This is a genomic window from Pseudomonas sp. NPDC089743 (assembly GCF_044748785.1).
Taxonomy (GTDB): domain Bacteria; phylum Pseudomonadota; class Gammaproteobacteria; order Pseudomonadales; family Pseudomonadaceae; genus Aquipseudomonas; species Aquipseudomonas putida_X.
Genome location: NZ_JBIVGS010000001.1, coordinates 312,720 through 337,998, shown reverse-complemented (window position 1 = coordinate 337,998; position 25,279 = coordinate 312,720). Strand labels below are relative to the sequence as shown.

Genomic DNA, 25,279 nt, shown 5'->3' with positions numbered 1-25,279 from the left:
TCGGTATCGCTAGCAGATGTGGGTCATTAACCAGGCTGGCCATGCGCGCCCTCATCGCCAGGTCGCCGGCGATGGGGCACTGGCAGCGCTCAGAGCGTCTGCATCATCTTGCGTACGCCAGCCACATGCCGGCGGCTGACAGTCAAGGCATCACCATTGAGGCCTTTGAGGAACAGTTGAAAATGCCCAAGCGGCGTGCGCTGCAGGCGTTCGATGCGATCGCGGGCTACCAGGGCGTTGCGGTGGATACGCACGAAGCGGTCGCCGAACTCATCTTCCAAGGCCTTGAGTGGCTCATCGAGCAACACTTCGCCCGCTTCGTGGCGCAGCGTGACGTATTTGTGGTCGGCGATGAAATAGATCACCTGGAGCAAAGGGATCAGCTCGATGCCCTTGCGCGTACGCGCGCTGATATGGCTGCGCGGGCCACCCCCTTCACTTCCTGGCCGGGTCAGCGCCGCCAACTGCGTGCGACTGGGTTTCTCAGCTTTGCGCAAAGCATCACGCAGAGCATGGGGATGGATCGGTTTGGATACATGGCTGAGGGTGCTGTCGGTGAAAGCCTCTGCGCCGTATTCATCGTCATCGGCGTCGCTGCAGAACACGACCGATGGCGGTGATTCGCGCTCGCACAAGCGGGCCGCGACCTGCAGGCCGTCAAGGCCCGGCATGCGAATATCCAGCAGGACCACATCAGGCTTGAGGCTTTCAATCAGGGCCAGGGCCTCCTCGCCGCTGGTGGCGCTGGGCTCCAGCACGGTGTACCCCTCCAGCTCCCCGAATAGCCGCGCCAAGCGTTCACGGGGTAGGGATTCGTCATCAACGATCAGGACATTCATAATTGCTCTGGATTCCTGAGTGAGTCTCGCACAGGTATAGCGTAGACAGTTGCAGGTCGAGCGACACTGCGGTCACGCTCTAGACCAATACGATGGCCAAAGATTCACTGCGCTGGCAGATTCGCTGCCAGTCCTTTGTCCAACTGTAGACGGTCCGTGGAACACTGCCGTTCAATCGTTGAATATCGTCTTTACCTCAATCGAGCGGGGTTTTATGCCGATTTCTGTCGACCGGCGTCCTTCGGCCACACGCCCAACCCTGCTATTATCGCCGCCACTTTTTCGTTCACGCCTTCAACGAGTGAATCCATGAGCACCGACAAGACCAATCAGTCCTGGGGCGGCCGCTTCAGTGAACCCGTCGACGCCTTCGTCGCCCGCTTCACCGCCTCGGTCGATTTCGACAAGCGCCTGTACCGCCACGACATCATGGGTTCGATCGCCCACGCCACCATGCTGGCGCAGGTCGGTGTACTCAGCGATGCCGAGCGCGACACCATCATCGACGGCCTGAACACCATCCAGGCTGAAATCGAGGCCGGCAATTTCGACTGGCGCGTCGACCTCGAAGACGTGCACATGAACATCGAAGCACGCCTGACCGACCGCATCGGCATCACCGGCAAGAAGCTGCACACCGGCCGTAGCCGCAACGACCAGGTCGCCACCGACATCCGCCTGTGGCTGCGCGACGAGATCGACCTGATTCTGGCCGAAATCACCCGCCTGCAGCAGGGCCTGCTGGAACAGGCCGAGCGCGAAGCCGAAACCATCATGCCGGGCTTCACCCACCTGCAGACCGCCCAGCCGGTCACTTTCGGCCACCACCTGCTGGCCTGGTTCGAAATGCTCAGCCGCGACTACGAGCGCTTGGTGGACTGCCGCAAACGCACCAACCGCATGCCCCTGGGCAGCGCTGCGCTGGCCGGTACCACCTACCCGATCGACCGCGAGCTGACCTGCAAGCTGCTCGGTTTCGAAGCCGTGGCCGGCAACTCGCTGGATGGCGTGTCGGACCGTGATTTCGCCATCGAATTCTGCGCTGCCGCCAGCGTGGCGATGATGCACCTGTCGCGCTTCTCTGAAGAGCTGGTGCTGTGGACCAGCGCCCAGTTCCAGTTCGTCGACCTGCCCGACCGTTTCTGCACTGGCAGCTCGATCATGCCGCAGAAGAAGAACCCCGACGTACCTGAGCTGGTGCGCGGCAAGAGCGGCCGCGTGTTCGGCGCCCTGACCGGCCTGCTGACCTTGATGAAAGGCCAGCCGCTGGCCTACAACAAGGACAATCAGGAAGACAAGGAGCCACTGTTCGACGCCGCTGATACGCTGCGCGATTCGCTGCGTGCCTTTGCCGACATGATCCCGGCCATCAAGCCCAAGCACGCGATCATGCGCGAAGCGGCCCTGCGCGGCTTCTCCACCGCCACCGACCTGGCCGACTACCTGGTGCGTCGCGGCCTGCCGTTCCGTGATTGCCACGAGATCGTCGGCCATGCGGTGAAGTATGGCGTTGACACCGGCAAGGACCTGGCCGAGATGAGCCTGGATGAACTGCGCCAGTTCAGCGACCAGATCGAGCAGGACGTATTCGCCGTGTTGACGCTGGAAGGCTCGGTGAATGCCCGTAACCACATTGGTGGTACTGCGCCTGCCCAGGTGCGCGCTGCCGTTGTGCGCGGCAAGGCATTGCTGGCTTCGCGCTAAGCGCCATTGCGAGGGCTTCGCCCTCGTTCGCCGGCAAGCCGGCTCCCACAATGACCGCGCCGCTCTCAAGCGGTGCGCAATCCCTGTAGGAGCCGGCTTGCCGGCGATTGGGCTGCACAGCAGCCCCTCTTCAGATCAGCGCTTGCCGCTGCGGATCATCTCCATGAAGGCCGGCATTGCCGCCTCCTTGTCCGCCAGAATCTTCACCATGTGCGGGTTCTCGCGCATTTTCTCCAGCAACGCCTTCGCCTGCGGGAAGTCTGCGAGGAAGTCGATGCCCAGCACCTTCTTGCCTACCGCACACGCCAGATCGACCGAGAAGCAGAACATCAGGTCGGCAATGGTCAGTTGCTCACCGGCCACATAGGGCGCAAAACGGCCATTGCGCTTCAAGGTGGCGAAGCCCGCCAGCAGATCCGCACGCGCCCGCTCCTTGATCACTGAATCGACCTCCATCCCAAAGAACGACTCGGCATAGCAGGTACGCGCCGGCAGTTCGATATACAGCTCGATCTCCTTGAGCAGCTCACGCACTTTCGCCTGTTCGAATGGATCGGCCGGCAACAGCGCCTTGCCGCCCTGCGTCTGCTCGATATAGTCGAGAATCACGCTGGTCTCGCTGATGAAGCCGTGTTCGGTTTCCAGCACTGGCACCTTGCCGCGCGGGCTGACTTCCAGCGCTTGCGGTGCCTGGCCGCCATAAAAGGTGACCTCTTCGAACGGCAAGCCTTTTTCCAGCAGGGCCAGCTTGACCATGTTGTAGTAGTTGCTGACCGAGAATCCGTGAAGCTTGAGCATGGGGTAACAGCCTCCAGGCCGTAAGGGGTTGGCCGGGCTTTTATAGCTCGTTACGCCTGCGCCTGACCAGCGTCATGCACCCGGTCGATGACCGGGCATTGCCGACTCGGGCGTGGCACACTGTGTGCCCAATCACAGGAGTAGCGCCATGAGCGAGCCCACCGACATCGACAATGACGACGAAGCCTTCGCCGAGGCGACGCTGACCCAGGCCATCGAAAACCAGATAGAAAGCGGCGAACCGCCGGCCGCCAAGGCGACGTTCAACAAGCTGAGCCTCGTCGGCTACGAGCGCGAAGACATCCTCAACCTCATGGCCCACGTGCTGGCCATCGAGATCGACAACATGCTCGACGAGGACCGCCCGTTCAACACCCAATGGTACGAAACCGCCCTGCGCGCGTTGCCCGAGCTACCCCCTGAGGCAGATCAAGGCGCGGACGAATAACCCGACTACACTCCAGGGTCAGGCACCGTTGGCGGTGCCGCCATCCTCGTCTGGAAGTCAGGAGTCGCCATGTCCTTCACCCCCGAACTGATTGCTGAACTGGAAGTCCTTGCCCTGTTCAATCTGGACAGCAGCCAGGAAGGCATCAAGATTCACGCCAATGCCTCACCCGCGCTGGTCGCAGCGGCTCGACGCCTGCATGAAAAGCAATTGACCGATCAGCCTGATGGCGGTTACCTCACCAGCCTTGGGCATGACGCGGTCGAAAGCGTGCAACTGCTGCTGAACATCCTCAAGTCGCCCCAGCCGGCGTAACCTGCCCGGCCCCATCGCCGGCAAGCCGGGGATGGGGCACACAAAGGCGCGAGAAAAATGGCGTCAAAACTCCAACTGCCGCTTATCCGAGTGCATTACTCAGGCTAAACTCGCCAAAGTTCCCCCGGCCTGCCCTGAGTTCGCAATGACCCATCCCCACGAGATTCGCCCTGATATCGAAGACGGCATCGACCGCAAGGTGCTGGCGAAATTGCGTGCGCGGTTCCTGCAGCTGAACATGGGCCGGCTACAGCGCGCCATGGATGGGCTTTCGACCCGCCAGCAACAGGTTTTGACCCTGCTACCGCTGCTGTTTCACGTCAACCATCCCCTGTTGCCTGGGTATGTTTCGGGTAGCACACCGGCCGGCGTGTCGGGCTTCGAGCCCGATGCCAACCTGGTCGCCGAGGGCCAACGGCTGGCGCGGTCATTCACTTACAAGACACGCCTGGGCAACCCCAACCGCCCGATACACGGCCTGTACCTGATGGGCAGCCTTGGCACGCTGGCCCAGGCCGAGCAAAGCGACATCGACCTGTGGGTCTGTCATGCCCCCGGCCTGGGTGACAGCCAGCTCGAAGAGCTGCGGCGCAAATGCCAGTTGCTCGAAGCCTGGGCTGCCAGCCTCGGCGCCGAAGCACATTGCTTCCTGATCGACCCGCAAAGCTTCGCCCGAGGCCAGCGCGACAGCCAGCTCAGCTCCGACGACTGTGGTACCACCCAGCACTACCTGCTGCTCGACGAGTTCTACCGCACGGCCATCTGGCTGGCCGGGCGCACACCGCTCTGGTGGCTGGTGCCGGTGTATGAAGAGCGCAATTACAGCAGCTATACCGAAACCTTGCTGTCCAAGCGTTTCATCCGCAGCACCGATGCCCTCGACCTGGGCAACCTGGCCCACATCCCGGCCGGCGAGTTCGTCGGTGCTGGCCTGTGGCAGCTGTTCAAAGGTATCGACTCACCTTACAAGTCACTGCTCAAGCTGTTGCTAACCGAGGTCTACGCCAGCGAACACCCAGCCGTGCGCTGCCTGAGCCTGGACTACAAACAGGCGGTCTTCGCCAACCACCTCGACCTCGACGCGCTTGACCCCTATGTCATGGTTTACCGGCGCATCGAACGCTACTTGCTAGCGCGCGGTGAAACCAGGCGGCTGGAGCTGGCAAGGCGCAGCCTTTACCTGAAGGTCAACAAGAAGCTCAGCGGCCTGGACCGCGCACGCAGCAACGGCTGGCAGCGTCGGTTGCTCAAGCGCCTGGCCGATGAGTGGGGCTGGGACGAGCGCCAGCTGGCCTTACTCGACAGCCGTAGCCAGTGGAAGGTACGCCAGGTGGCGGTCGAGCGCCGCGAGCTGGTCGCCGAGCTCAACCACAGCTACCGCTTTCTCAGCCAGTTCGCGCAAAACCAGAACGCCAACAGCCGCGCCGACCAACGCGACCTCAACGTACTGGGCCGGCGCCTGTACGCAGCCTTCGAGCGGCGCGCCGGCAAGATAGAGGTGATCAACCCAGGCATCGCACCGGACCTCGCCGAGGACACCCTGACACTGGTTCAGTCACCCAACCGCAAGGAACCCGGCAGCCACCACTGGGGCCTGTACAACGGCAACCTGGGCGTCCACGAGTGGGAGCATTTCAGCCCGATCAAGCGTTGCCGGGAGCTGCTCGAACTGCTGACCTGGGCCCACCGCAACGGCGTTATCGACAGCACTACGCGCTTTGCGCTGCACCCCGGCGTCAGCGACTTGAGCGAATTCGAGCTGTTCAACCTGCTTGGCAGCCTGCAGCAAAGCATTCCCTTGCCGCTTGAGGCCGTCAGCGAAGTGCGATTGCTGCAGCCCAGCGTGGCCGAAGAGATCCTGCTGCTGGTCAACGTTGGCGTCGACCCGCTGCGCCACCACCGCGACCTGAACATCCTGATGACCACCGAGCGCACCGACTCGCTGAGCTATGCAGGCGTGCGCGAAAACCTGGTGCTGACCCTCGATCAGGTCACCCTCAACAGCTGGAACGAGGTGCTGGTGCAGCGCTACGACGGCGAGCACGCCCTGCTGCGCTGCATGCGGGACTTCCTCAACAGCCTCGGCCAGCGCAGCCACCGGCCGCGCGTGCGGGTGCGTTGCTTCTGCCACAACCGCGCGCAAGCCATCAGCCAGCGGGTCGAGGAGATTTTCGACACGGTGCAATTACTGCTCGACCAGGGCCGCAACCACCGCTACCTGCTGCAGGTGGCGCAGTACACCCACGCACTGGAACTGGTGCCCGGCCAGGTCAGCCTCGCCACCCTGACCGATCACGATGCCGTGCTCGATTACCTAAGCGAAGAACGCAGCGCCTACAGCCCACTTTATCTGGATGCCAACGCACTGCAGGACCACGACCTTTCGCTGCTGCTGGAACAAGGCCGCCCCGGCTGCATTCAGGTGTTCTACCGCCTGCTCGAGGGCTGGGCCGACCTGTATGTGCTGGATGAGTACAACGCGTTATGGCAGCAACGCCTGCCATTGCACGACGAGAATCACCTGCTATTGCCCCTGCAGCGCTTTCTGCGCTCGGTGGTAATGCGCCACGACGCCCGCGTGCCGCTCGATAACCTGCACCAGGCATCTTTGTACATCGATTATGCTCAGCTACTGCCCTCGGGCACGGGCAAGGCACGCAGCATCGAGCCCCGACCGACGCCAGACATCGTCAACGATCAGCCCTACTATGAAGTTCAGGCCATCCTCCAGGCCGGCACCGGCGATGACGTGCACGTCACGCTCTACTGCGACCAACTGGAATTCTCCGAACTGGACCACGGCGATGAACTGTACACCGTGGTAGCCAGGCAGATTCTGAGCCAGCGCCGCGATGCCGGGCATTATCGTTGCTACATCACTGACCTGGACCTGTCCGAACTGCTCGATGACGAACAGGGTTCGACCCTCCTCTACCTGCGCTACAAGCGGGAGCTGGAAAAAGCCCTGAACGACGGGTTGGAGCAGTTGCAGGCGTCGCTCGCACCTTGACCCCGGTGCGCTTTCCCTCTGCACGGCCGCACACGGCGGCAACATCCTTGGGCACTCAATCAATGACTGGAGTGCGTCATGGACAAGCAGAACTGGATGGGCGCCCTGCCCGAATTAGGCCGCCTGCGTATCGATCAGCTGATTCTCCCCGGCAGCCATGACTCTGGGATGGACAAGCAGGCGGACAACATCGTCCCGCCCCAGGAAGTGACCCAGGACGTTTCCTGCATCGAACAGGTTCGCGGCGGCATCCGCGTGCTTGATCTGCGGGTGCGCGCCAACCGCGAGTACACGCCCGATTCGCCTTATCGCTACAAGCTGTTCCACCTGAGTACATCGGGGCGCACCGTACAGGGCGACATCGCCCTGGAACTGAACCGCTTTTACGAAGACCCGGCAAACGTTCGTGAAATCATCATTCTCGACTTCCATGGGTTCGACAACTTCAGCGACCAGGAACATGCCTGGTTGCAGGAGATGCTGGAGAAGCACCTGGGCCAGCGCATCATCCCCTGGGCGTTGCACACCCTGACGCTGGATCAACTCTGGATTGAACACCCAGGCAAGACCGTGGTGATTGCGTACAACAACTCCGCCCGCGGGCAGCACTGGCCAGGCGTGGAACATGGCTGGATGGGTGAGAACACACCGTCCACCGAAGAGCTGAAAGCCTTCATGGACAAGCGGGCGCAACGCTATAAACCTGATTACACCCTGCGTTCCATCCAGTGCGCCAAATACAACAAAGGGTGGTTTTCGCCGGACGACTTCAGCGACAAGGTCGATGAATGGTTCGAATCAACAGGTATCGACAGTTACATCCAGAACTTCCACATCATCAACACGGACTGGTCGCTGCGCAGCAGGATCGTCGACAACTGCATCGATGCCTGCGCTATCAGGGCGCGGAACACGCCCTGAAAGCCATGGGGGATCAGAGGTCGAAATCGCCTGCCGCTTCCGGCTGGTATTCCACCTCCAGCAGCTTGAGCTTAAGGGTCTTGCCGCCCGGCGCCGGCCAATCGATCTGTTCACCCACCGACAAGCCCAGCAGCGCGCATCCGATCGGCGCCAGGACCGAGACCTTGCCTTCGCCACCGGCATCCTTCGGGTACACCAGGGTCAGGTGGTAGTCCTTGCCACTGGCCTCTTCACGGCAGTGCACGCGCGAGTTCATGGTCACCACGCCGGCCGGCACGTCCTCGTGACCGACCACCTGCTCGGCGCGGTCCAGCTCCTCCTGCAGGGCGAGCACACCTGGGGTGCTTTCGTCGAGGCTGTCGATCAGGCGCTCGAGACGCTGCACGTCCAATCGGGTAAGGATGAGGGAGGGCTTGGTGCTCATGATCCAGTCAGACTCCATTGAACAGGTGGTTTTCTAAGGGCAGATAAAGCAAAACCCCGCCCAGAGGGCGGGGTTTGATGAGTGCTTTGGCGTCACCGACGCATAACCCGACACTACCACAGCCGGGCAAATACTCAACCCTGCGTGCGCAAGGCCTCGGCTTCGCGGCAAATCTGCCGGCGCCGTTCGTCATCAGCCGAGCGCCACTCGCGAATGTGCTCGACATGGCGATGGCAGCCGGTGCAAACGCGCTGTTCATTCAGCCGGCACACGCTGATGCACGGCGACGGCACTGCTGGGCTGACGTTACTGTAAAGCGGCTTGGCCGGCCGCGCCTGGGCGCTCATTTCAGATCTCGTCGAAGTCCAGCTTTTCGCCGGCCCGCTCCCAGACAATCCGCTCGAGCATCTCGCCCAGCAGCTCTTCGCTCTTCTCGCAGACCCACTTGCCGCTCTCTTCGTCGTAGTCGAAGTGGAAGCCTCCGGAGCGGTCGGCCAGCCAAAGCTGACGCAGCGGCTCCTGGCGGCTGAAGATCAGCTGGCTGCCATTGTCGAACTTGATGGTGAGGACGCCGGCGGAATTCTCCATGTCCAGGTCAAGGCCGCTCTCGTCGAACAGGTCTTCCAGGGCCTGTTGGGTGGCGTCGACCAGATCATGGAAACGCGCTTCGCTCAAACTCATTGCAGGAACCTCGAAATTGGCTGCGTTACAGGCAGGTCGGGCACGATACGGGCGCTTGGCGCCAGCCGCAAGCGGGGAGCTTCAAGCGGCAGGAAAAAGCTCAGCCTACACCTGAACGTTTTTTCTTGCCGCTTGCCGCTCGCCGCTCGGGGCCAATTTCTGCCCGCCCGGCGGACCGGCTCTTGCATAGGCAATCCGGCAGTCGCTCGGTATACTCGGGCGCAATACTGCATATTTCAAAGGATTTCACCCATGAAGCGCCTGATTTCCTCGCTCGCGGCGCTGGTCGCGGTTGCCTGCCTCGTTTCGGCCTGCGGTCAGAAAGGCCCCCTCTACCTGCCAGAAGACGGCAAGGACGGCAAGGGCAGCCAGAAGTCGCATCAGCACCAGCACGCTCAGCCTGTCCAGCCACAGGATGAACAGCCAATCGAGCCCGAGCAAACGCCAGAGCAGTAAGGAAATCAGATGAACGCTTTCAATTACCGCGACGGTGAACTGTTCGCGGAGGGCGTGGCCCTGTCGGCCATCGCCGAACGGTTCGGCACCCCCACCTACGTGTACTCGCGCGCCCACATCGAGGCCCAGTACCGCAGCTATACCGATGCCCTGCAAGGTGTCGAGCACCTGGTGTGCTTCGCGGTCAAGGCTAACTCCAACCTTGGCGTGCTGAACGTGCTGGCCCGCATGGGCGCAGGCTTCGACATCGTTTCCGGCGGTGAGCTGGAGCGGGTACTGGCCGCCGGTGGGCGGGCTGACCGCGTGGTGTTCTCCGGCGTCGGCAAGACCCGCGAAGACATGCGCCGGGCCCTGGAGGTCGGCGTGCATTGCTTCAACGTCGAATCCACCGACGAACTGGAGCGCCTGCAGGTGGTAGCCGCCGAGATGGGCAAGGTGGCCCCGGTCTCGCTGCGGGTCAACCCGGACGTCGATGCCGGTACCCACCCGTACATCTCCACCGGCCTCAAAGAGAACAAGTTCGGCATCGCCATCGCCGACGCCGAAGCCATCTATGTGCGTGCCGCGCAGCTGCCAAACCTGGAAGTGGTCGGTGTCGACTGCCACATCGGCTCGCAGCTGACCAGCGTAGACCCATTCCTCGACGCCCTCGACCGCCTGCTGGACCTGGTCGACCGCCTGGCCGACTGCGGCATCCACCTGCGCCACCTGGACCTGGGCGGCGGTGTTGGCGTGCGCTATCGCGACGAAGAGCCGCCGCTGGTAGCCGATTACATCAAGGCCATCCGCGAGCGCGTCGGTGATCGTGACCTGGCCCTGGTGTTCGAGCCTGGCCGCTACATCGTGGCCAACGCCGGTGCCCTGCTGACCCGCGTTGAATACCTCAAGCACACCGAACACAAAGACTTCGCCATCATCGATGCGGCGATGAACGACCTGATCCGTCCGGCCCTCTACCAGGCCTGGATGGGCGTCAGCGCGGTCATCCCACGCGAAGGCGAAGGCCGTGCCTACGACCTGGTCGGGCCAATCTGCGAAACCGGCGATTTCCTCGCCAAGGACCGCCAGCTGAACCTGGCCGAAGGTGACCTGCTGGCTGTGCAGTCCGCGGGCGCCTATGGTTTCGTCATGAGCTCGAACTACAACACCCGTGGCCGTTGTGCGGAAATCCTGGTCGACGGCGATCAGGCTTTCGAAGTCCGCCGTCGCGAGACCATTGCCGAACTGTACGCTGGCGAAAGCCTGCTGCCGGAGTGACCCCATGCTTCTGCGTTTTACCAAGATGCATGGGCTGGGCAATGACTTCATGGTCCTGGACCTGGTCAGCCAACACGCACACATCCAGCCCAAGCACGCCAAGCAATGGGGCGACCGCCACACCGGGATCGGCTTCGACCAGCTGCTGATCGTCGAGGCTCCGAACAATCCGGAAGTGGATTTCCGCTACCGGATCTTCAATGCCGACGGTTCGGAAGTGGAGCAATGCGGCAACGGCGCACGCTGCTTCGCACGCTTCGTGCTGGACAAACGCTTGACCGCGAAAAAGCGCATCCGTGTGGAAACCAAGGGCGGCATCATCGAACTGGACGTGCAGAACGATGGCCAGGTGTGTGTCGACATGGGGCCGCCGCGCTTCAATCCCGCCGAAATCCCATTCGACGCTGATGAGCAGGCGCTCAGTTACCCGCTGGAGGTGGACGGCGAAGTGCACGCTATCGCTGCCTTGTCCATGGGTAACCCGCATGCCGTGCTGCGCGTCGATGACGTACATACTGCGCCGGTCCATGACCTAGGCCCGAAAATCGAAAACCACCCACGCTTTGCGCAGCGGGTGAACGCCGGTTTCCTTCAGGTCATTGACCGCCACCGCGCCAACCTGCGGGTATGGGAACGTGGTGCCGGCGAGACCCAGGCCTGCGGCACCGGTGCTTGTGCAGCTGCCGTGGCAGCCATCAGCCAGGGCTGGATGGACTCTCCGGTGACCCTGGACCTGCCTGGTGGGCGCCTGCACATCGAGTGGGCCGGCCCCGGCACGTCCGTGTTGATGACTGGCCCAGCCGTACGTGTCTACGAAGGACAGGTTCGTCTCTAAGCGAGTAACTGCCATGACCGATCAGCCCAAGGTTGTACCCCAGCTGTCCAGTGAGCTCGACGCCGAAGCGGTGGTCGCCTACCTGCGCGCCCACCCGACCTTCTTTGCCGAACATGATGAACTGCTGGTCGAGCAGCGTATCCCTCACCAGCGTGGCGACAGCGTGTCGCTGGTGGAGCGCCAGCTCAAACTGCTGCGCGATCGCAACATCGAGATGCGCCATCGCCTGTCGCAACTGATGGACGTGGCCCGGGACAACGACCGGCTGTTCGACAAGACGCGCCGGCTGATCCTGGACCTGCTCGATGCCGGCAGCCTGGAAGAAGTGGTCATGGCGGTCGAAGACAGCCTGCGCCAGGAGTTCCAGGTACCGTTCGTCAGCCTGATCCTGTTCGGTGACCATGCAGCGCCGGTCGGCCGTTGGGCCAGCAATGCCGAGGCCCAACAGGCCATCGGCGGCCTGCTGGGCGGTGGCAAGACAGTCAGTGGCAACCTGCGTGAGCACGAACTGGTGTTCCTGTTCGGTGAGCAGCAGCATCAGGAAGTGGGCTCCAGCGCCGTTGCTGCCCTGGAGTACCAAGGGTTGCACGGCGTGCTGGCGATCGGCAGCCGCGACCCGCAACACTACAAAAGCAGCGTCGGCACCCTGTTCCTTGGCTACATCGCCGAAGTGCTCGCCCGCGTGGTCCCGCGCGTGACCCAGCCCCTGCGCCCGGTGCGCTGATGGAACGCCAGCTGGAGGCTTATTGCGCTCACCTGCGCAACGAGCGCCAAGTGTCCGAGCACACGCTGCTGGCCTACCGTCGCGACCTCCAGAAGGTCATCGAATACTGCAACACCCAAGGCATCGCTGGCTGGGGCGCATTACAGATCCAGCAACTGCGCCAACTGATCGCCCGTCAGCATCATCATGGGCAGTCCTCGCGCAGCCTGGCGCGGCTGCTGTCGGCGGTACGCGGGCTGTATCGCTACCTGAACCGTGAAGGCCTTTGCCAGCACGACCCTGCCAGCGGCCTGAGCGCGCCCAAAGGCGAGCGCCGGCTGCCCAAGGTGCTGGACACCGACCGCGCCCTGCAACTGCTCGACGGCGGCGTGGACGACGACTTCATCGCCCGCCGCGACCAGGCGATCCTCGAACTGTTCTACTCCTCTGGCCTGCGCCTGTCCGAGCTGACCAACCTCGACCTCGAACACCTGGACCTTGCCGCCGGCCTGGTGCAAGTGCTCGGCAAAGGTGGCAAGGCGCGCGTGCTGCCTGTGGGCCGCAAGGCGCGCGAGGCCATGCAGCAATGGTTGCGACTGCGCGGTATCGGCAGCCCGCGTGACGGCGCCGTGTTCATCAGCCGCCAAGGCAACCGCCTTGGGCCACGGGCTATCCAGATGCGGGTCAAGGCAGCCGGTGAGCGCGAACTGGGCCAGCACCTGCACCCGCACATGCTTCGCCATTCATTCGCCAGCCATGTGCTGGAATCGTCCCAGGACCTGCGGGCGGTGCAGGAAATGCTCGGCCATGCCGACATCAGCACCACACAGATCTACACCCACCTGGACTTCCAGCACCTGGCCGCGGTGTACGACAGCGCCCACCCACGGGCCAAACGCAGCAAAGGCACAGACTCATGAGCATCAAGCTGATCACGTTCGACCTTGACGACACCCTGTGGGATACCGCGCCAGTGATTGCCAGCGCGGAAGTCGTGCTGCGCGACTGGCTGCAGGCCAACGCCCCGATACTTGGCGGCGTGCCCGTGGAGCACCTGTTCGCCATCCGCGAGCGGTTGGTGCAGGCCGAGCCAGGCCTCAAGCACCGAATCAGCGCCTTGCGCCGGCGTGTGCTGTTCCACGCCCTGGAAGAAGTCGGCTACAGCGAGAAGCAGGCACAAGAACTGGCCAACGAGGGCTTTGAAGTGTTCCTGCATGCACGCCATCAGGTCGAAGTATTCCCTGAAGTGCAGCCGGTGCTGGAGATTCTGCGCCATCACTACACCTTGGGCGTGGTCACCAACGGCAACGCCGATGTAAGCCGTCTGGGGCTGGCGGATTACTTCCGCTTTGCCCTGTGTGCAGAGGACCTGGGCATCGGCAAGCCAGACCCGGCGCCGTTCATGGAAGCACTCAAGCGTGGCGAGGCTGAAGCCAGTGCGGCGGTGCATATTGGTGATCACCCAGGCGACGACATCGCCGGGGCCCAGCGTGCCGGTTTGCGCGCCGTCTGGTTCAACCCGCAGGGTAAGGCCTGGGCGGGCGAGCGGGCGCCGGATGCCGAGATCCAGCGCTTGTCCCAGCTGCCCGACGTGCTCGCGCGCTGGCGCTGACAGGGGCCGCTTCGCGCCCCATTCGCGGGGCAAGCCCGCTCCCACAGTAATACCACCGCCCTTAGGCATTGTGCGGTTCCTGTGGGAGCGGGCGTGTCGGGGCGCCGAACCGCCGCAAAGAGGCCGGCACAGGCCATACAAATCTCACAGGCACAACAAAGACTGTTCAATTGCTGGCTAACCGGTGATGCGATCGTTGGCGATGCAGCCACCACCAGGAGGTGCCGCCCTTGATCAGCTCTGAAAGCCCTATGAAACCAAGCATCAGCCACGGATCGTAATCGGGTACGAAGCTAGCCCAGATCAACAATATCGAGAGCGAAGGTGCAGCGAAAAGCAGCCTAAAGGGTATCTGCGCGAGCCCTAAATACACACCAGACTTTCTGCCACTGAGGAGAAGCACAGTGCTGAGAATGATCGAAACGTGCAGAACCAGATTCATCAAAATGAGCATAACGGTTAGCAGACCTTGCTCTCGCCATAAGCTCAACATGCTCTGCAAGTCAGTAAAGAAAGGTAGATGGCTACGCCGCACGCTGGCTACGATGTAGAGCAGCAAAGAAAGGGCATCCAGAATGCCCCACAATTGCAATACCCAACGCTCTTCTTTTCGTCCTCCGGGCATCATTTTTTTCTCGGTGTTCGTAGGTTTCAAAAGGAAGAACTGGCTGCCAGTGCCAAGATTTTCCACTGACCTGCCACTTATCATCTCCTTCAGAATACCGCTGCGTTATAGCTCGCAATTCCCCATAGCGACGAATAACAGATCGTGATGCCAGATGATCATCATTACCATCGAGGGGAACCCATTGCTGGGTTACGACACGGGTGGTGTTGTCATAATCCTTGCCTTCCGAGCCGAAGAGACGACCCTCGTCACCCAGCGAGCCTAGGCGGTTTTGCAGCATCGCGAATGTATTTTTCAACCCGTCATAATCGATGTCGATCGTGCGCCACTTACCAGGCCCTCTCTCATCATCGGCCTGCTGCTTGAACGGCCCTGGCAGAGGAAAGCACTGAGTTGCACCTTGGTAACCATCTATCCTCATGGGCTTGAATGGTTCGTTGGTCAAAAATAGCCACCTGCCGCTTCTGATTTCTTCGACTGCTACCTCGATATCTTTGGCGGAAAGGTCTCGCTGAAGGGTGATGCCGCAACTCCTGAGAAACTCATCCTTACCGTCAAGGCGACTGTTCCCTTTAAGAGCACGCTCTACGTTTCCCTTAGCAAAAAAAGGGTCCTCTACTCTAGAAAAGTCTTCCTTGCGTAGCTTGCAACGACGAACCAGTTTGTCCATAAACACCTCCAGAATCAGTGAGCAATGCTTGCCTGGAAGCGACAAAATGGCCTAGCTGAAAACACCTACTTTTTGTGTAAGAAATAACTGCAATTTTCGTCAGGCACAAAAAAGCCCGCAGCGACGGCGGGCTCTTTTGTATTCAGCCACTCAGATAGGGCGGCTGCCGTACTTGTTGTCCGGCTTCTTGGGCGGGTCGGCGACTACGTTGGCCTCGACTTCCTGCACCTTGCCACCGCGCGAAAGGAATTCTTCCATCGCCTTGGCCAGGGCATCACGCTCCTTTTGCTTGGCTTCCATGCTCGGCATCTCGTCTACCGAAACAGCTGCCTTGGATTTACCCTTGGCGACCGGTGCCGGGCTGCTGTCGTCATCGCCAGCGTCCTCGGCAACATCGTCAGCCGCAGCTTCGAGGCCATCATCAGCCTCGTCTTCGTCGCCTACTTCGAGGTCATCATTTTCCAGATCGTCGTCGCTCATGTTCTACCTCATGACTTGCGAAAAGCAGGTTAGTTATAGACCAGTGCAGCCGTAGACCGGCAGCCACCAGTGAAAATTCAACTGGCCGTGGGTTGGCCACTGCCCTTGAGACGGCACTCCTGATGGGACGCCCCGCCCAGCAGGCCCTGCTCCTGGCAGGACCCGACAAAACCTTGCAGCCCTTGCTGGCCACACGCTATTGGCAAGCCTAGCAAAGGCTGACGAAGCGTGCGGACAACTCGTGCAACACCTCTCGGCGCGCATTCTAGCGCGCCCGTGGAAAAAGCAAAGCTCCATGAACGCCCTGCGAGTTGTAAGTTTTTTGCCTACGTCGCGAACGTGACTGATAAACCGTTTGCTCTGCGGAAAATGGCGAAAAACAGGCAAAAAAATGCCCGGCAAGCCGGGCAAGTTTTTCCAGCGTCGCAGTTACAGGTTGTAACCACGTTCGTTGTGTTGAGCCAGGTCGAGGCCGACCGACTCTTCTTCTTCGTTGACCCGCAGGCCCATCACCACGTCCAGCACCTTGAGGATCACGTAGGTGACGATGGCGGTGTAGACCACGGTGAAAATCACGCCCTTGGCCTGGATCCAGACCTGCGCACCGATGTCGGTGACCGCGCCGAAGCCGCCCAGGGCCGGTGCCGCGAACACACCGGTGAGGATGGCGCCGATGATGCCGCCGATGCCATGCACGCCGAAGGCATCCAGGGAGTCGTCATACCCCAGCTTACGCTTGAGGCTGGTAGCGCAGAAGTAGCAGAGCACGCCAGACACCAGGCCAATCACCAGGGCGCCCATCGGGCCCACGGTGCCGGCAGCCGGGGTGATGGCAACCAGGCCGGCGACCACACCAGAGGCGATGCCCAGGGCGCTCGGTTTGCCGTGGCCGATCCACTCGGCGAACATCCAGCCCAGCGCTGCAGCAGCGGTAGCGATCTGGGTCACCAGCATGGCCATGCCGGCAGTACCGTTGGCGGCCGCGGCGGAGCCGGCGTTGAAGCCGAACCAACCGATCCACAGCATGGCTGCGCCCATCAGGGTGTAGCCCAGGTTGTGCGGGGCCATCGGGGTGGTCGGGTAGCCTTTGCGCTTGCCCAGTACCAGGCAGCAGACCAGGCCAGCGATACCTGCGTTGATGTGCACCACGGTGCCGCCAGCGAAGTCGAGCACGCCCCAGTCCCACATCAGCGCGCCATCACCGCTCCAGACCATGTGCGCGATCGGTGCATAGACCAGGGTGAACCAGATGCCCATGAACACCAGCATCGCCGAGAACTTCATGCGTTCGGCGAAGGCACCCACGATCAGCGCCGGGGTGATGATGGCGAAGGTCATCTGGAAGGTAATGAAGACCGCTTCAGGGAACAGTGCCGCAGCCGACGTCAGCCCGTCCGGCGTTACGCCGCTGAGGAACGCCTTGGAGAAGCCGCCGACGAAGGAATTGAAGTTGAGCACGCCCTTTTCCATACCCGTGGTATCGAAGGCCATGCTGTAACCGTAAACGACCCAGAGGATGCTCATCAGGCCGGTGATGGCAAAGCATTGCATCATCACCGAGAGTACGTTCTTCGAACGCACCATGCCGCCGTAGAACAGGGCCAGGCCCGGGATGGTCATGAACAGCACCAGCGCCGTGGCAGTCAGCATCCAGGCGGTGTCACCGGAGTTCAGTACAGGGGCGGCAGCCTCCTCTGCCAGGGCGATGCCCGGCATTACGAGGGACAATAGGGCTCCTAGCCCTGCGATCTTACGCAGAGTCATGTTGTTTTCTCCTGGGGCGTTGGGTTTGGTGAGGCTTTTTTTGGGCGCTTAGATCGCGTCGGTATCGGTTTCGCCGGTACGGATGCGGATTGCCTGCTCCAGATTCACCACGAAGATCTTGCCGTCACCGATCTTGCCGGTGTTGGCAGCCTTGGTGATGGCTTCGATCACTCGATCGAGGTCCTTGTCGTCGATGGCGACGTCGATCTTCACCTTGGGCAGGAAGTCGACCACGTATTCCGCACCGCGATACAGCTCGGTGTGACCCTTCTGCCGACCGAAGCCTTTGACTTCGGTGACGGTGATGCCCTGCACGCCGATTTCCGACAGTGACTCGCGCACGTCGTCCAGCTTGAACGGCTTGATGATGGCTGTGACTAGCTTCATGAAACTCTCTCCCGATTTGGTGGACTTGCCCCAGGAAAACAAACCCGTCTCAAGTCTAAGCGCAGCGGTTGGCTTTGTAACGCGTCGTCGGCATCCGGCTCCGCGTGCGCACTGCCTGGTCACAAGGAACTGCATCAGTGCATGGCTCGTACAGGTCTTTGCAGAAACCTTGCCAGTTCTGTTAAAGCGCTGAAAAACAGGCAGTTGAGTGAAAGATTGAGGATTGGCCAGTCGCCAGCATTGAAAAGATGCACAACCTTGGTGCACGGCAGTGCAAGGGGCTGCTCGAAAAATGTGCAACGGAACGCCAAACCGGCCCCGTGTTACACTGCCGGCCATTACCCATCTGCAGTGGACAGCCGATCATGCTCGCGCCCAAAGCCCTTCTCGATGCCCTCAGCGACCAGGCCTCGCGCCTGTTCAGCGGCGACACCGCCCAGCCCCGCGCTGAACTGGAAAGCCAGTTCAAGGTGCTGATGCAAGGTGCCTTCAGCAAGCTGGACCTGGTCAGCCGCGAAGAATTCGACAGCCAGATGGTCGTATTGGCCCGCACCCGTGCGCGCCTGGAGGCCCTGGAGAAACAGGTCGCCGAGCTGGAAGCGCGCATGGCACCTGCGTCACAGGAGTAAGCCCCGCGCCCTGCCCTCACGCGGGAGCCCGCACCCGGCCGGGCGCCTGGCTGCTTGGCTTGGGCGGCAGCTCGCTGGCGTGCAGGTCCCCGCGAAACAGCGTTGCGCCGCACACCGTGAACAGCGTCCTGAACAGGTTGTGCGCGTTGCGAATCTGCGCCTGAATGCCCTCGATGGTCGCATCCCCCGGCTGCAGCGCGACAGCACGGTTGGCCCACTCGATGGCCGCAAAGCGGCTCGGCTTGCGCGTACCATGCCCGTGCATCCAGGCCAGGCCAAGCTCCGCGCTGGCTCGCCCGGCTATCGCGCAATCGGGGTAGTGCACCAGATCCAGCAAATAGGCGACCGCCTCCGCACGTTCCCGGGGGTCGCCGAACTGGCGCTGCAAAATGGCCACTTGCAAGCGGGCATGGGCATCGAGCGCTTCGTTGCCCAGGCAATCGAGCAACAAGCGCCTGACCGCCAGCATCACGCTACGCTCGCTCAAACTCTGTTCATCACGCATGCGCTGGCAGGCCAGTTCGTACTTGGCTACCTGGCTGCCTGACTGCGCGGCACACAGCAGCCAATGCGCAGCAATCCCAGTATCGATGTAGTGTTCCGGCGTATTCTCGAGCCGACCGCAATGCAGCGCATAAAGCGCGGCGGCGGCATCGGGCAGCTTGCACTCGGCACACTGCCTGTATAGAAAATACGCGGCCTCGTGGTACTTGGCGGCCCAAAGCAGGCGCGCCACCTCGAGTACATCAAAGCCCAGCCCCTCGCGCCCGCACTGGCGTTTCACCGCAGCGTGCAGCCAGATACGCGCCTGCTCGACGCACTGCCTGAAACCCCACACGCCGAACTGGTGCCCAACCGAGCGCAACGCACAGGCCGCCGCTTGCCTGCGGTTTTCGCTTAACCGCTCGATGGCGATACGCAGGCTCTGCGCATCGTCAGGCACACCATGGGTCACTACCAGGCAGACAACGCTGTAGAACGGCTCGCCAATGGCCGGTACGAAGCCCTGGTCGGGGTATAGCGCGACAGAGGCGACGAAGTCGCACATCGCACCGGGGTAATCTTGCAGCGAATAGCGGCGAAAGGCCCCTCGCCACGCCATGAGCGTGGCGCGTTCCTTTGGCCTGAGCTCGCGTTGCATCCACCGCTCGAAGACGCGCTGCCAAGCCGCGACCTGCTGCGCCTGATCGGCAGGCGGCAGCCGGAACTGATCCTCAAGCGCCAGCCAGCGGATCGCATTACGCAGGGTTTCAGGCCAGTCCCGACACAAAGGGCCGCTGGCCACGGCATCGATGGCCTCATAGCTACCGCCCCAACGGGGTGTCAGGTAGCTGGCATAGGCCTCGACCGCCTCGAAACAGCCAGGGAACCCGTTCAAGGCATGCCGCAGCCAGTAGTCCCGCGCAGACCCCTGCTCGGCGAGCGGGCGCAGACTCAAGCTCGAAGGCAACACGTGCGGCAGCTCGACCAGCGGTGCCAGTCCATATTTGACCAGCAACGGTGCAGCGGCCTCCTGCACTTCGACATCGGCATGGGCACTGGGCCGAAAGCGCGCCGGCCGGCCATGAAACAGCTCCACCAGCCAGCCTGGCTCACGAAAGTGCGCACTGATTTGCAACATACCGATCGCCGCCGCTACGGGCTGCGCGCATCGCTCGATGGCCCTCAGAAAGTGCGCCGCTGCCATTTCGCAGGCTTGCTCGGCGGCCAGCCAGCGCGCTGCAGACACCTCATGGGCGGGAGCCGTACCGCGAATATGGCAAGCACGATTGAAGCAGTGAAAGCCCATGGCCACCTGGGGGTGATAGGCCTTGGGGCAGGTTTCGATCCAGGCTCTGAGGCGCTGGGTCAGGGCCTTGCTGCCTTCGACATCCCAGTCGACCAGCATGTGCCCCTGAACGGCCTCAAGGTAGGCCGGGCACTCCCCAGGGCGCGCTTGCCGCCACTGCGCCTGAAGGGTATCGAAGAAACGGTTGAGTTCAGTGAACTCATTGGCCTTGACCCGTTCCAGGATCTGCTGGCGGGTGCGAGTGAGTGATTGCACGGGCAGTACCTCAAGTCCATTTGCAGGCGATGCATTGCCATCCGATGGCAGGAAAGTAACGTTTAAACACTAAGCCATAGATTTGCCGGGCGCAAAGTTATTGGATCCATTTTTGTGCTGACGTGAAAAACGAGGATGCACTCTTCTTGCTCCTGGCCTCCTGAGCCTCGCTATGCTTGGCAATGCCGCAGGAAGCGGCCCCCTCTTCGCGACAACGGAGCGTCCATGTCCCTTGCCCTCGTCCACAGCCGCGCCCAGGTTGGCGTGCAGGCACCGGCGGTCAGCGTCGAAACTCACCTGGCCAACGGGCTGCCCAATCTCACGCTGGTCGGCCTGCCCGAAACCACGGTCAAGGAAAGCAAGGACCGGGTGCGCAGCGCCATCGTCAACTCCGGGCTGAACTACCCGCAAAGGCGCATCACCCAGAACCTGGCACCGGCAGACCTACCTAAGGATGGCGGGCGCTACGACCTGGCCATCGCCCTGGGCATCCTTGCCGCTGACGGTCAGGTGCCGGTGGCCACATTGACCGATATCGAATGCCTGGGCGAACTGGCGCTGTCTGGCAAGCTGCGCCCGGTTCAGGGCGTGCTGCCTGCGGCACTGGCGGCGCGCGAGGCTGGCCGGGCATTGGTAGTGCCGCGGGAAAACGCCGAAGAGGCGAGCCTGGCGGGTGGGCTGGTGGTGTACGCGGTGGGGCACCTGCTGGAACTGGTGGCGCACCTCAACGGCCAGGTACCTCTGCCTCCCTTTGCCGCTAACGGTCTATTGCTGCACAGCCGCCCTTACCCCGACCTCAGCGAGGTGCAGGGCCAAGTAGCCGCCAAGCGTGCGTTACTGCTGGCGGCCTCAGGTGCTCATAACCTGCTGTTCACCGGCCCGCCCGGCACAGGCAAGACACTGCTCGCCAGCCGCCTGCCCGGCCTGCTGCCGCCGCTGGATGAACATGAAGCGCTGGAAGTGGCAGCCATCCAGTCGGTAAGCGGGCACAAACCCCTTGATAGCTGGCCGCAACGGCCGTTTCGCCATCCGCACCACTCAGCGTCCGGGCCCGCGCTGGTCGGCGGAGGCTGTAGGTTATCGAATTAAATGCGAAAAAATCGAAATAGATGCGACTGGCTGATCTTGCCGCCTTTCGCCAACTCAATGGCCAGGCCCCTGCCGGTCGTCGGCCCCCTATAATTCAGGGGGCTTAACCAGCTATTGCCAACAGGACGAATACCGCGCAACCTGCTACTATCTAGTCCACTCAATGTGTGGCCGAAAGGCCCTAAAATCAGATCATTCAGATGAAAACGGACGAGTTGACCAAAGTAAAATCGGATTTAGTCCAGGTAGCCAGACTGGCCCTCAGCGAAAAAAGCGAGGATGTACGGCTCTTTGTTGCACGTCTTGTCAGACAGTACCGCGGAATGGAGCCAGAGCTGGCTGAGCAGCTGGAAACCTTCCTTCGCACCATCGCGCCCAGCGGTAATGGACACCTTATGCGCCGAGAAGCCCCATCGAAAATCGAAGGGGGCGTGTTGCCTGTAGACGATGAGTCGAAGCTATCGCTCCTCAAGGTCTTCAATGATGGACCCGAGTTTCCGGCACCCATGCTGGACAAGGTTGTGCAAACCAGCCTCGCGCAGCTGATTAAAGAGAGAAAGCAGACCAATAAACTGCTTTCTCTTGGCCTGCAGCCCACTAGATCATCGGTGTTTGTTGGCGCTCCAGGAGTAGGAAAAACCATCACGGCGCGGTGGATAGCAGCCCAACTTGGCGTGCCGCTATTCGTGCTTGATCTGACTGCGGTCATGAGCAGCCTCCTTGGCAAAAGCGGTGCGAACCTCAGAGCCGCCCTTGATTACGCCAAGCGAACGCCATCGGTTTTGTTCCTCGATGAAATTGATGCGATTGCGAAACGGCGCAGCGACGACAGCGACATCGGCGAATTGAAGCGCCTGGTCACCGTCATCCTTCAAGAAGTTGATGACTGGCCTTCATCGAGCCTGCTGCTTGCAGCGACGAATCACCCTGAGCTCATTGACCCCGCCCTATGGCGCCGATTTGACCTGGTGATTGAGTTCAAAACGCCTGATGCGGAGGCGGTAGCTGTGGCGATCAAGCGCTTCCTAGGGACGGACCTTCCGCGTTTTGAAAAATGGATAGGGGTACTTTCGTATGCCTTCCAGAAACATTCTTTCAGTGATATTGAGCGTGATATGCAGCGCTTTCGTCGGTCCCTGGCGCTAGGCAGCAGTAATGCCGAGAAGCTGGTTGAGGATATCGTACGCCTGAAGACGCCATATCTGGAACGCGCAGAACAGATTGAGTTCGCCGTACTACTTGATAACGAAACATCTCTCTCGCAACGCGCTATCCACGACATAACTGGCGTGAGCCGGGACACGATTCGCAAGCACCGCTCTGTTGCTTCAACTCCTGTTAAACGATCATCACGGACGAGTACCACTGCATGAGCCAAACGAACTTCCTCATTGGTCGGGGTGAGCTCCTGACACAAAGCATTAAGGGTGTTGGTAGGAAAATTGATAAGGCCGATGCGTACACCTTCCAGCGAGCTAAGGAACGACTTTCTGAGCAAGCGAACGAAGCAGCAGCATCGCTCGACAATCTTTCTCCGGCCGCATGCCCTCAGGATTTTGGTGTTGCTAGGCTAGTCCTGAACCCGAGCTATATCGCCAAGTCCCTTTACCCGGCCAACATGTTGCGGGCGGTGGGCCTTGAGTCGATCGGAAGCCGGAAGGTCAAGGTCACTCCTGAAAGCTGGACGAGGAAGACAGCACCAAAAGAAACGACGACCACCGAGATTTTTGTCGCTGGTAAGCGCAGGGCCTTTAGGGCCTTCAGTCAGTGGATGGAAACCGTCGAGCGCGAGTCAGATGAAGCCCTCGAACTGACTAGGATCGAAAGCATCCTCGCATTTGAGCCTGAAGGTCGGATCGTGAACCCTGGCTCAGTCCAAGACACGTATTTCGAATGCGGCCTCCACATGCTGCCCGACCAAGACAGCACCTTCATTCAGCAGGCATTCGTAGCGTTTGCTACTGAGCGAGGTGTAACCGTTCATAGCGATCTGGGATTCGAAGTCGGGAATCTGTGGTTCGTTCCAGTACAAGGGGAGCAAGCAAGCACACTGTTGCTGGCGGAGTTCGTCTTCCTGCGAGTGATTAGGCCGGTTCCCAAGATGCGGGGATTGTTACCGACCACAAAACGTAGCGGGCCGGCTGTTGGGTGCACGCTTCCAACACAAGCACCTTTGTCTTCTGATCCACGGGTTGCGATTCTCGATGCGGGGCTTCCGCAGGAACACTCCATCGGCAGGTGGCTGAAAAGCTATCGAGTCCTTGATGAAAAGGCGGGTGACGATCCAGAAGGACCGGAACATGGCCTAGCGGCCACCTCGCGTTTCTCTTTGGTCCAATCGAGCCCGAAGGTAGCGCAAATCGGCCCTACTCATTCGTGGACCATCTGCGCGTCCTAGATGAGGGAGCCAGCCTCGAAAATCCATTGGAGCTGTATCGCACGCTGGGTCATGTCGAGGAAGTCCTACTATCTCGACAGTACGAGTTCATCAATCTGAGCATTGGCCCCGATGTCGCCATCGAAGACGATGATGTTCACGCATGGACCTCGGTGATTGACCACCTGCTAAGCGATGGCAACACGTTCATGACCATTGCCGCAGGGAACAACGGCACTCGCGACTCAATAGTCCAATTGGATAGGGTGCTGGTACCCTCAGACTGCGTTAACGCGGTCACTGTAGGCGCCGCGAACTGCACCAGCGATGCTTGGGCACGAGCTTCCTACAGCGCACGCGGTCCGGGGCGTAGCCCCGGCGTCATCAAGCCAGACCTCATGGCTTTCGGGGGCGGGAAACAATACTTCCACACGCTTGTTCCAGGCATTAAACCGACCCTGGTCCCGCTGCTAGGCACCAGCTTCGCAGCGCCTTACGTACTTCGCGCAGCGGTGGGTGTACGGGCTATTTTGGGGCCAGACTTGTCGCCGCTCGCGATCAAGGCATTGCTGATCCATGCAGCTGATCGCAATGGCCACGATACGATCGATGTTGGCTGGGGAAAAATCCCCGAAGACCTCATGCAGGTGATCACTTGCCCATCAGGTGTAGCCCGCATCGTGTATCAAGGAGAGCTGAAGCCTGGTAAATACATCCGGGCACCCATCCCCCTTCCTCCGGAAGCGCTCACAGGAAAAGTGAAAGTCAAAGCCACCTTCTCATTCGCCTCGACAACGGACCCTCAAGACTCCGCCTCGTATACGCGAGCAGGGCTTGAAGTGACCTTCCGCCCCCACAAGGACAAGATCGAAGAAGGTGCAGCCAATGCCAAGTCTAAGTCGTTCTTTCAGAAAAGGACGTTTGCGACGGAGGAAGAACTGCGCTCGGATGCTGGGAAATGGGAGACCGTACTTCACGACTCCAAGTCAATGTATGGCTCAAGCCTGAAGGATGCAACCTTCGACATCCATTACAACGCACGGCACAAAGGCGGTACGGCAGATAAGGCGGAGAAGATCAGGTACGCCATGATCATCACCTTGGAAGCACCCAAGCACCCCAACCTGTTCACTGAAATTCTAGAGGCCTACTCGGCCCTGGTTGAAATACAGCCACAGGTTGCGCTCCCTATCAGGGTATAAGCTCTC

26 protein-coding genes and 1 pseudogene are annotated in these 25,279 nt (G+C 61.0%); 16 read left to right on the top strand and 11 right to left on the bottom strand.

The features are described from left to right. Positions 1-89: 89 nt before the first annotated feature. A complete protein-coding gene (locus tag ACIPZC_RS01620; protein WP_400624415.1) occupies positions 90-839 on the bottom strand; it encodes a LytR/AlgR family response regulator transcription factor in 750 nt (249 codons plus the stop codon). A 309-nt stretch (positions 840-1,148) separates the two neighbouring features. On the opposite strand from ACIPZC_RS01620, the gene argH reads away from it, so the two are divergent. Further along, positions 1,149-2,543 (top strand): argininosuccinate lyase, encoded by a 1,395-nt coding sequence (argH, locus tag ACIPZC_RS01615; protein ID WP_241804992.1) that lies wholly within the window; start codon positions 1,149-1,151, stop codon positions 2,541-2,543. A 135-nt stretch (positions 2,544-2,678) separates the two neighbouring features. Here argH and ACIPZC_RS01610 read toward each other — a convergent pair whose 3' ends face one another. Then, positions 2,679-3,341 carry a glutathione S-transferase gene (locus ACIPZC_RS01610; RefSeq protein ID WP_267820130.1) on the bottom strand — a complete coding sequence of 221 codons (663 nt, stop codon included), beginning with the start codon at positions 3,339-3,341 and terminating at the stop codon, positions 2,679-2,681. Positions 3,342-3,489: 148 nt separating this feature from the next. On the opposite strand from ACIPZC_RS01610, the gene ACIPZC_RS01605 reads away from it, so the two are divergent. From ACIPZC_RS01605 to ACIPZC_RS01590, 4 genes are all read left to right on the top strand, one after another. Then, on the top strand, positions 3,490-3,789 hold the full coding sequence (locus ACIPZC_RS01605) for a hypothetical protein (RefSeq protein ID WP_400624412.1): 300 nt from the start codon (positions 3,490-3,492) through the stop codon (positions 3,787-3,789). A gap of 69 nt (positions 3,790-3,858) precedes the next feature. Continuing rightward, positions 3,859-4,104, top strand: coding sequence for a TIGR02647 family protein (locus ACIPZC_RS01600; RefSeq protein ID WP_012312198.1), 246 nt, complete (start codon positions 3,859-3,861; stop codon positions 4,102-4,104). Between the two features lie 145 nt (positions 4,105-4,249). Next, complete coding sequence (locus ACIPZC_RS01595) at positions 4,250-7,114, top strand: class I adenylate cyclase (protein WP_400624410.1); 2,865 nt, start codon at positions 4,250-4,252, stop codon at positions 7,112-7,114. Positions 7,115-7,192: 78 nt separating this feature from the next. Then, on the top strand, positions 7,193-8,035 hold the full coding sequence (locus tag ACIPZC_RS01590; protein WP_400624408.1) for a hypothetical protein: 843 nt from the start codon (positions 7,193-7,195) through the stop codon (positions 8,033-8,035). A 13-nt stretch (positions 8,036-8,048) separates the two neighbouring features. Here ACIPZC_RS01590 and rnk read toward each other — a convergent pair whose 3' ends face one another. From rnk to cyaY, 3 genes are all read right to left on the bottom strand, one after another. After that, the gene (rnk, locus tag ACIPZC_RS01585; RefSeq protein WP_241804987.1) at positions 8,049-8,459 is read right to left on the bottom strand and encodes a nucleoside diphosphate kinase regulator; all 411 of its coding nucleotides are present in this window, start codon (positions 8,457-8,459) and stop codon (positions 8,049-8,051) included. A gap of 134 nt (positions 8,460-8,593) precedes the next feature. Further along, positions 8,594-8,806: a DUF1289 domain-containing protein gene (locus tag ACIPZC_RS01580; protein ID WP_241804986.1), complete on the bottom strand. Its 213-nt coding sequence runs from the start codon at positions 8,804-8,806 to the stop codon at positions 8,594-8,596. Between the two features lies 1 nt (position 8,807). Continuing rightward, a complete protein-coding gene (gene cyaY / locus ACIPZC_RS01575) occupies positions 8,808-9,140 on the bottom strand; it encodes an iron donor protein CyaY (protein WP_012312194.1) in 333 nt (110 codons plus the stop codon). Positions 9,141-9,392: 252 nt separating this feature from the next. Between cyaY and ACIPZC_RS01570 the strand changes: the two genes are divergently transcribed. The 6 genes from ACIPZC_RS01570 to ACIPZC_RS01545 are packed head-to-tail and all read left to right on the top strand — an operon-like array spanning position 9,393 to position 14,003. Continuing rightward, positions 9,393-9,596, top strand: coding sequence for a lipoprotein (locus ACIPZC_RS01570; RefSeq protein ID WP_012312193.1), 204 nt, complete (start codon positions 9,393-9,395; stop codon positions 9,594-9,596). Positions 9,597-9,605: 9 nt separating this feature from the next. Beyond that, on the top strand, positions 9,606-10,853 hold the full coding sequence (lysA, locus tag ACIPZC_RS01565; RefSeq protein WP_267820121.1) for a diaminopimelate decarboxylase: 1,248 nt from the start codon (positions 9,606-9,608) through the stop codon (positions 10,851-10,853). A 4-nt stretch (positions 10,854-10,857) separates the two neighbouring features. Further along, on the top strand, positions 10,858-11,688 hold the full coding sequence (dapF, locus tag ACIPZC_RS01560; RefSeq protein WP_241804984.1) for a diaminopimelate epimerase: 831 nt from the start codon (positions 10,858-10,860) through the stop codon (positions 11,686-11,688). A 13-nt stretch (positions 11,689-11,701) separates the two neighbouring features. Next, positions 11,702-12,412, top strand: a complete 711-nt coding sequence (locus ACIPZC_RS01555) for a DUF484 family protein (RefSeq protein WP_400624404.1) — start codon at positions 11,702-11,704, stop codon at positions 12,410-12,412. Continuing rightward, complete coding sequence (xerC, locus tag ACIPZC_RS01550) at positions 12,412-13,311, top strand: tyrosine recombinase XerC (RefSeq protein ID WP_400624402.1); 900 nt, start codon at positions 12,412-12,414, stop codon at positions 13,309-13,311. The genes ACIPZC_RS01555 and xerC overlap by 1 nt, the downstream gene beginning before the upstream one ends. Beyond that, positions 13,308-14,003, top strand: a complete 696-nt coding sequence (locus ACIPZC_RS01545; RefSeq protein WP_400624400.1) for an HAD family hydrolase — start codon at positions 13,308-13,310, stop codon at positions 14,001-14,003. Before xerC ends, ACIPZC_RS01545 begins: the two co-directional genes overlap by 4 nt. Positions 14,004-14,169: 166 nt before the next feature. Here the strand turns inward: ACIPZC_RS01545 and ACIPZC_RS01540 are convergent, their stop codons facing one another. The 5 genes from ACIPZC_RS01540 to glnK all read right to left on the bottom strand — a co-directional run bounded on the left by ACIPZC_RS01540 (position 14,170) and on the right by glnK (position 17,932). Beyond that, on the bottom strand, positions 14,170-14,457 hold the full coding sequence (locus ACIPZC_RS01540) for a hypothetical protein (RefSeq protein ID WP_400624398.1): 288 nt from the start codon (positions 14,455-14,457) through the stop codon (positions 14,170-14,172). A 70-nt stretch (positions 14,458-14,527) separates the two neighbouring features. Beyond that, positions 14,528-15,301 (bottom strand): hypothetical protein, encoded by a 774-nt coding sequence (locus ACIPZC_RS01535; RefSeq protein ID WP_400624396.1) that lies wholly within the window; start codon positions 15,299-15,301, stop codon positions 14,528-14,530. 150 nt (positions 15,302-15,451) lie between these two features. Next, positions 15,452-15,781 carry a transcriptional regulator SutA gene (gene sutA, locus ACIPZC_RS01530; RefSeq protein ID WP_241804978.1) on the bottom strand — a complete coding sequence of 110 codons (330 nt, stop codon included), beginning with the start codon at positions 15,779-15,781 and terminating at the stop codon, positions 15,452-15,454. A gap of 429 nt (positions 15,782-16,210) precedes the next feature. Next, positions 16,211-17,545: an ammonium transporter gene (locus tag ACIPZC_RS01525; protein ID WP_241804977.1), complete on the bottom strand. Its 1,335-nt coding sequence runs from the start codon at positions 17,543-17,545 to the stop codon at positions 16,211-16,213. Positions 17,546-17,593: 48 nt separating this feature from the next. Then, complete coding sequence (gene glnK / locus ACIPZC_RS01520) at positions 17,594-17,932, bottom strand: P-II family nitrogen regulator (protein ID WP_002555808.1); 339 nt, start codon at positions 17,930-17,932, stop codon at positions 17,594-17,596. Between the two features lie 365 nt (positions 17,933-18,297). Between glnK and ACIPZC_RS01515 the strand changes: the two genes are divergently transcribed. Beyond that, the gene (locus tag ACIPZC_RS01515) at positions 18,298-18,561 is read left to right on the top strand and encodes an accessory factor UbiK family protein (RefSeq protein WP_241804976.1); all 264 of its coding nucleotides are present in this window, start codon (positions 18,298-18,300) and stop codon (positions 18,559-18,561) included. Positions 18,562-18,577: 16 nt separating this feature from the next. On the opposite strand, the gene ACIPZC_RS01510 is transcribed toward ACIPZC_RS01515, so the two are convergent. Beyond that, a complete protein-coding gene (locus tag ACIPZC_RS01510) occupies positions 18,578-20,605 on the bottom strand; it encodes a DUF4034 domain-containing protein (protein ID WP_400624392.1) in 2,028 nt (675 codons plus the stop codon). Positions 20,606-20,830: 225 nt separating this feature from the next. Between ACIPZC_RS01510 and ACIPZC_RS01505 the strand changes: the two are divergent. The 4 genes and pseudogenes from ACIPZC_RS01505 to ACIPZC_RS01490 all read left to right on the top strand — a co-directional run. After that, positions 20,831-21,682, top strand: a pseudogene (locus tag ACIPZC_RS01505) (YifB family Mg chelatase-like AAA ATPase); the annotation flags it as partial. A gap of 212 nt (positions 21,683-21,894) precedes the next feature. After that, positions 21,895-23,067, top strand: coding sequence for an AAA family ATPase (locus ACIPZC_RS01500; protein WP_400624389.1), 1,173 nt, complete (start codon positions 21,895-21,897; stop codon positions 23,065-23,067). After that, positions 23,064-24,092, top strand: coding sequence for a hypothetical protein (locus tag ACIPZC_RS01495; protein WP_400624386.1), 1,029 nt, complete (start codon positions 23,064-23,066; stop codon positions 24,090-24,092). Before ACIPZC_RS01500 ends, ACIPZC_RS01495 begins: the two co-directional genes overlap by 4 nt. Continuing rightward, on the top strand, positions 24,071-25,273 hold the full coding sequence (locus ACIPZC_RS01490) for a S8 family peptidase (protein WP_400624383.1): 1,203 nt from the start codon (positions 24,071-24,073) through the stop codon (positions 25,271-25,273). Before ACIPZC_RS01495 ends, ACIPZC_RS01490 begins: the two co-directional genes overlap by 22 nt. Positions 25,274-25,279 lie beyond the last annotated feature (6 nt).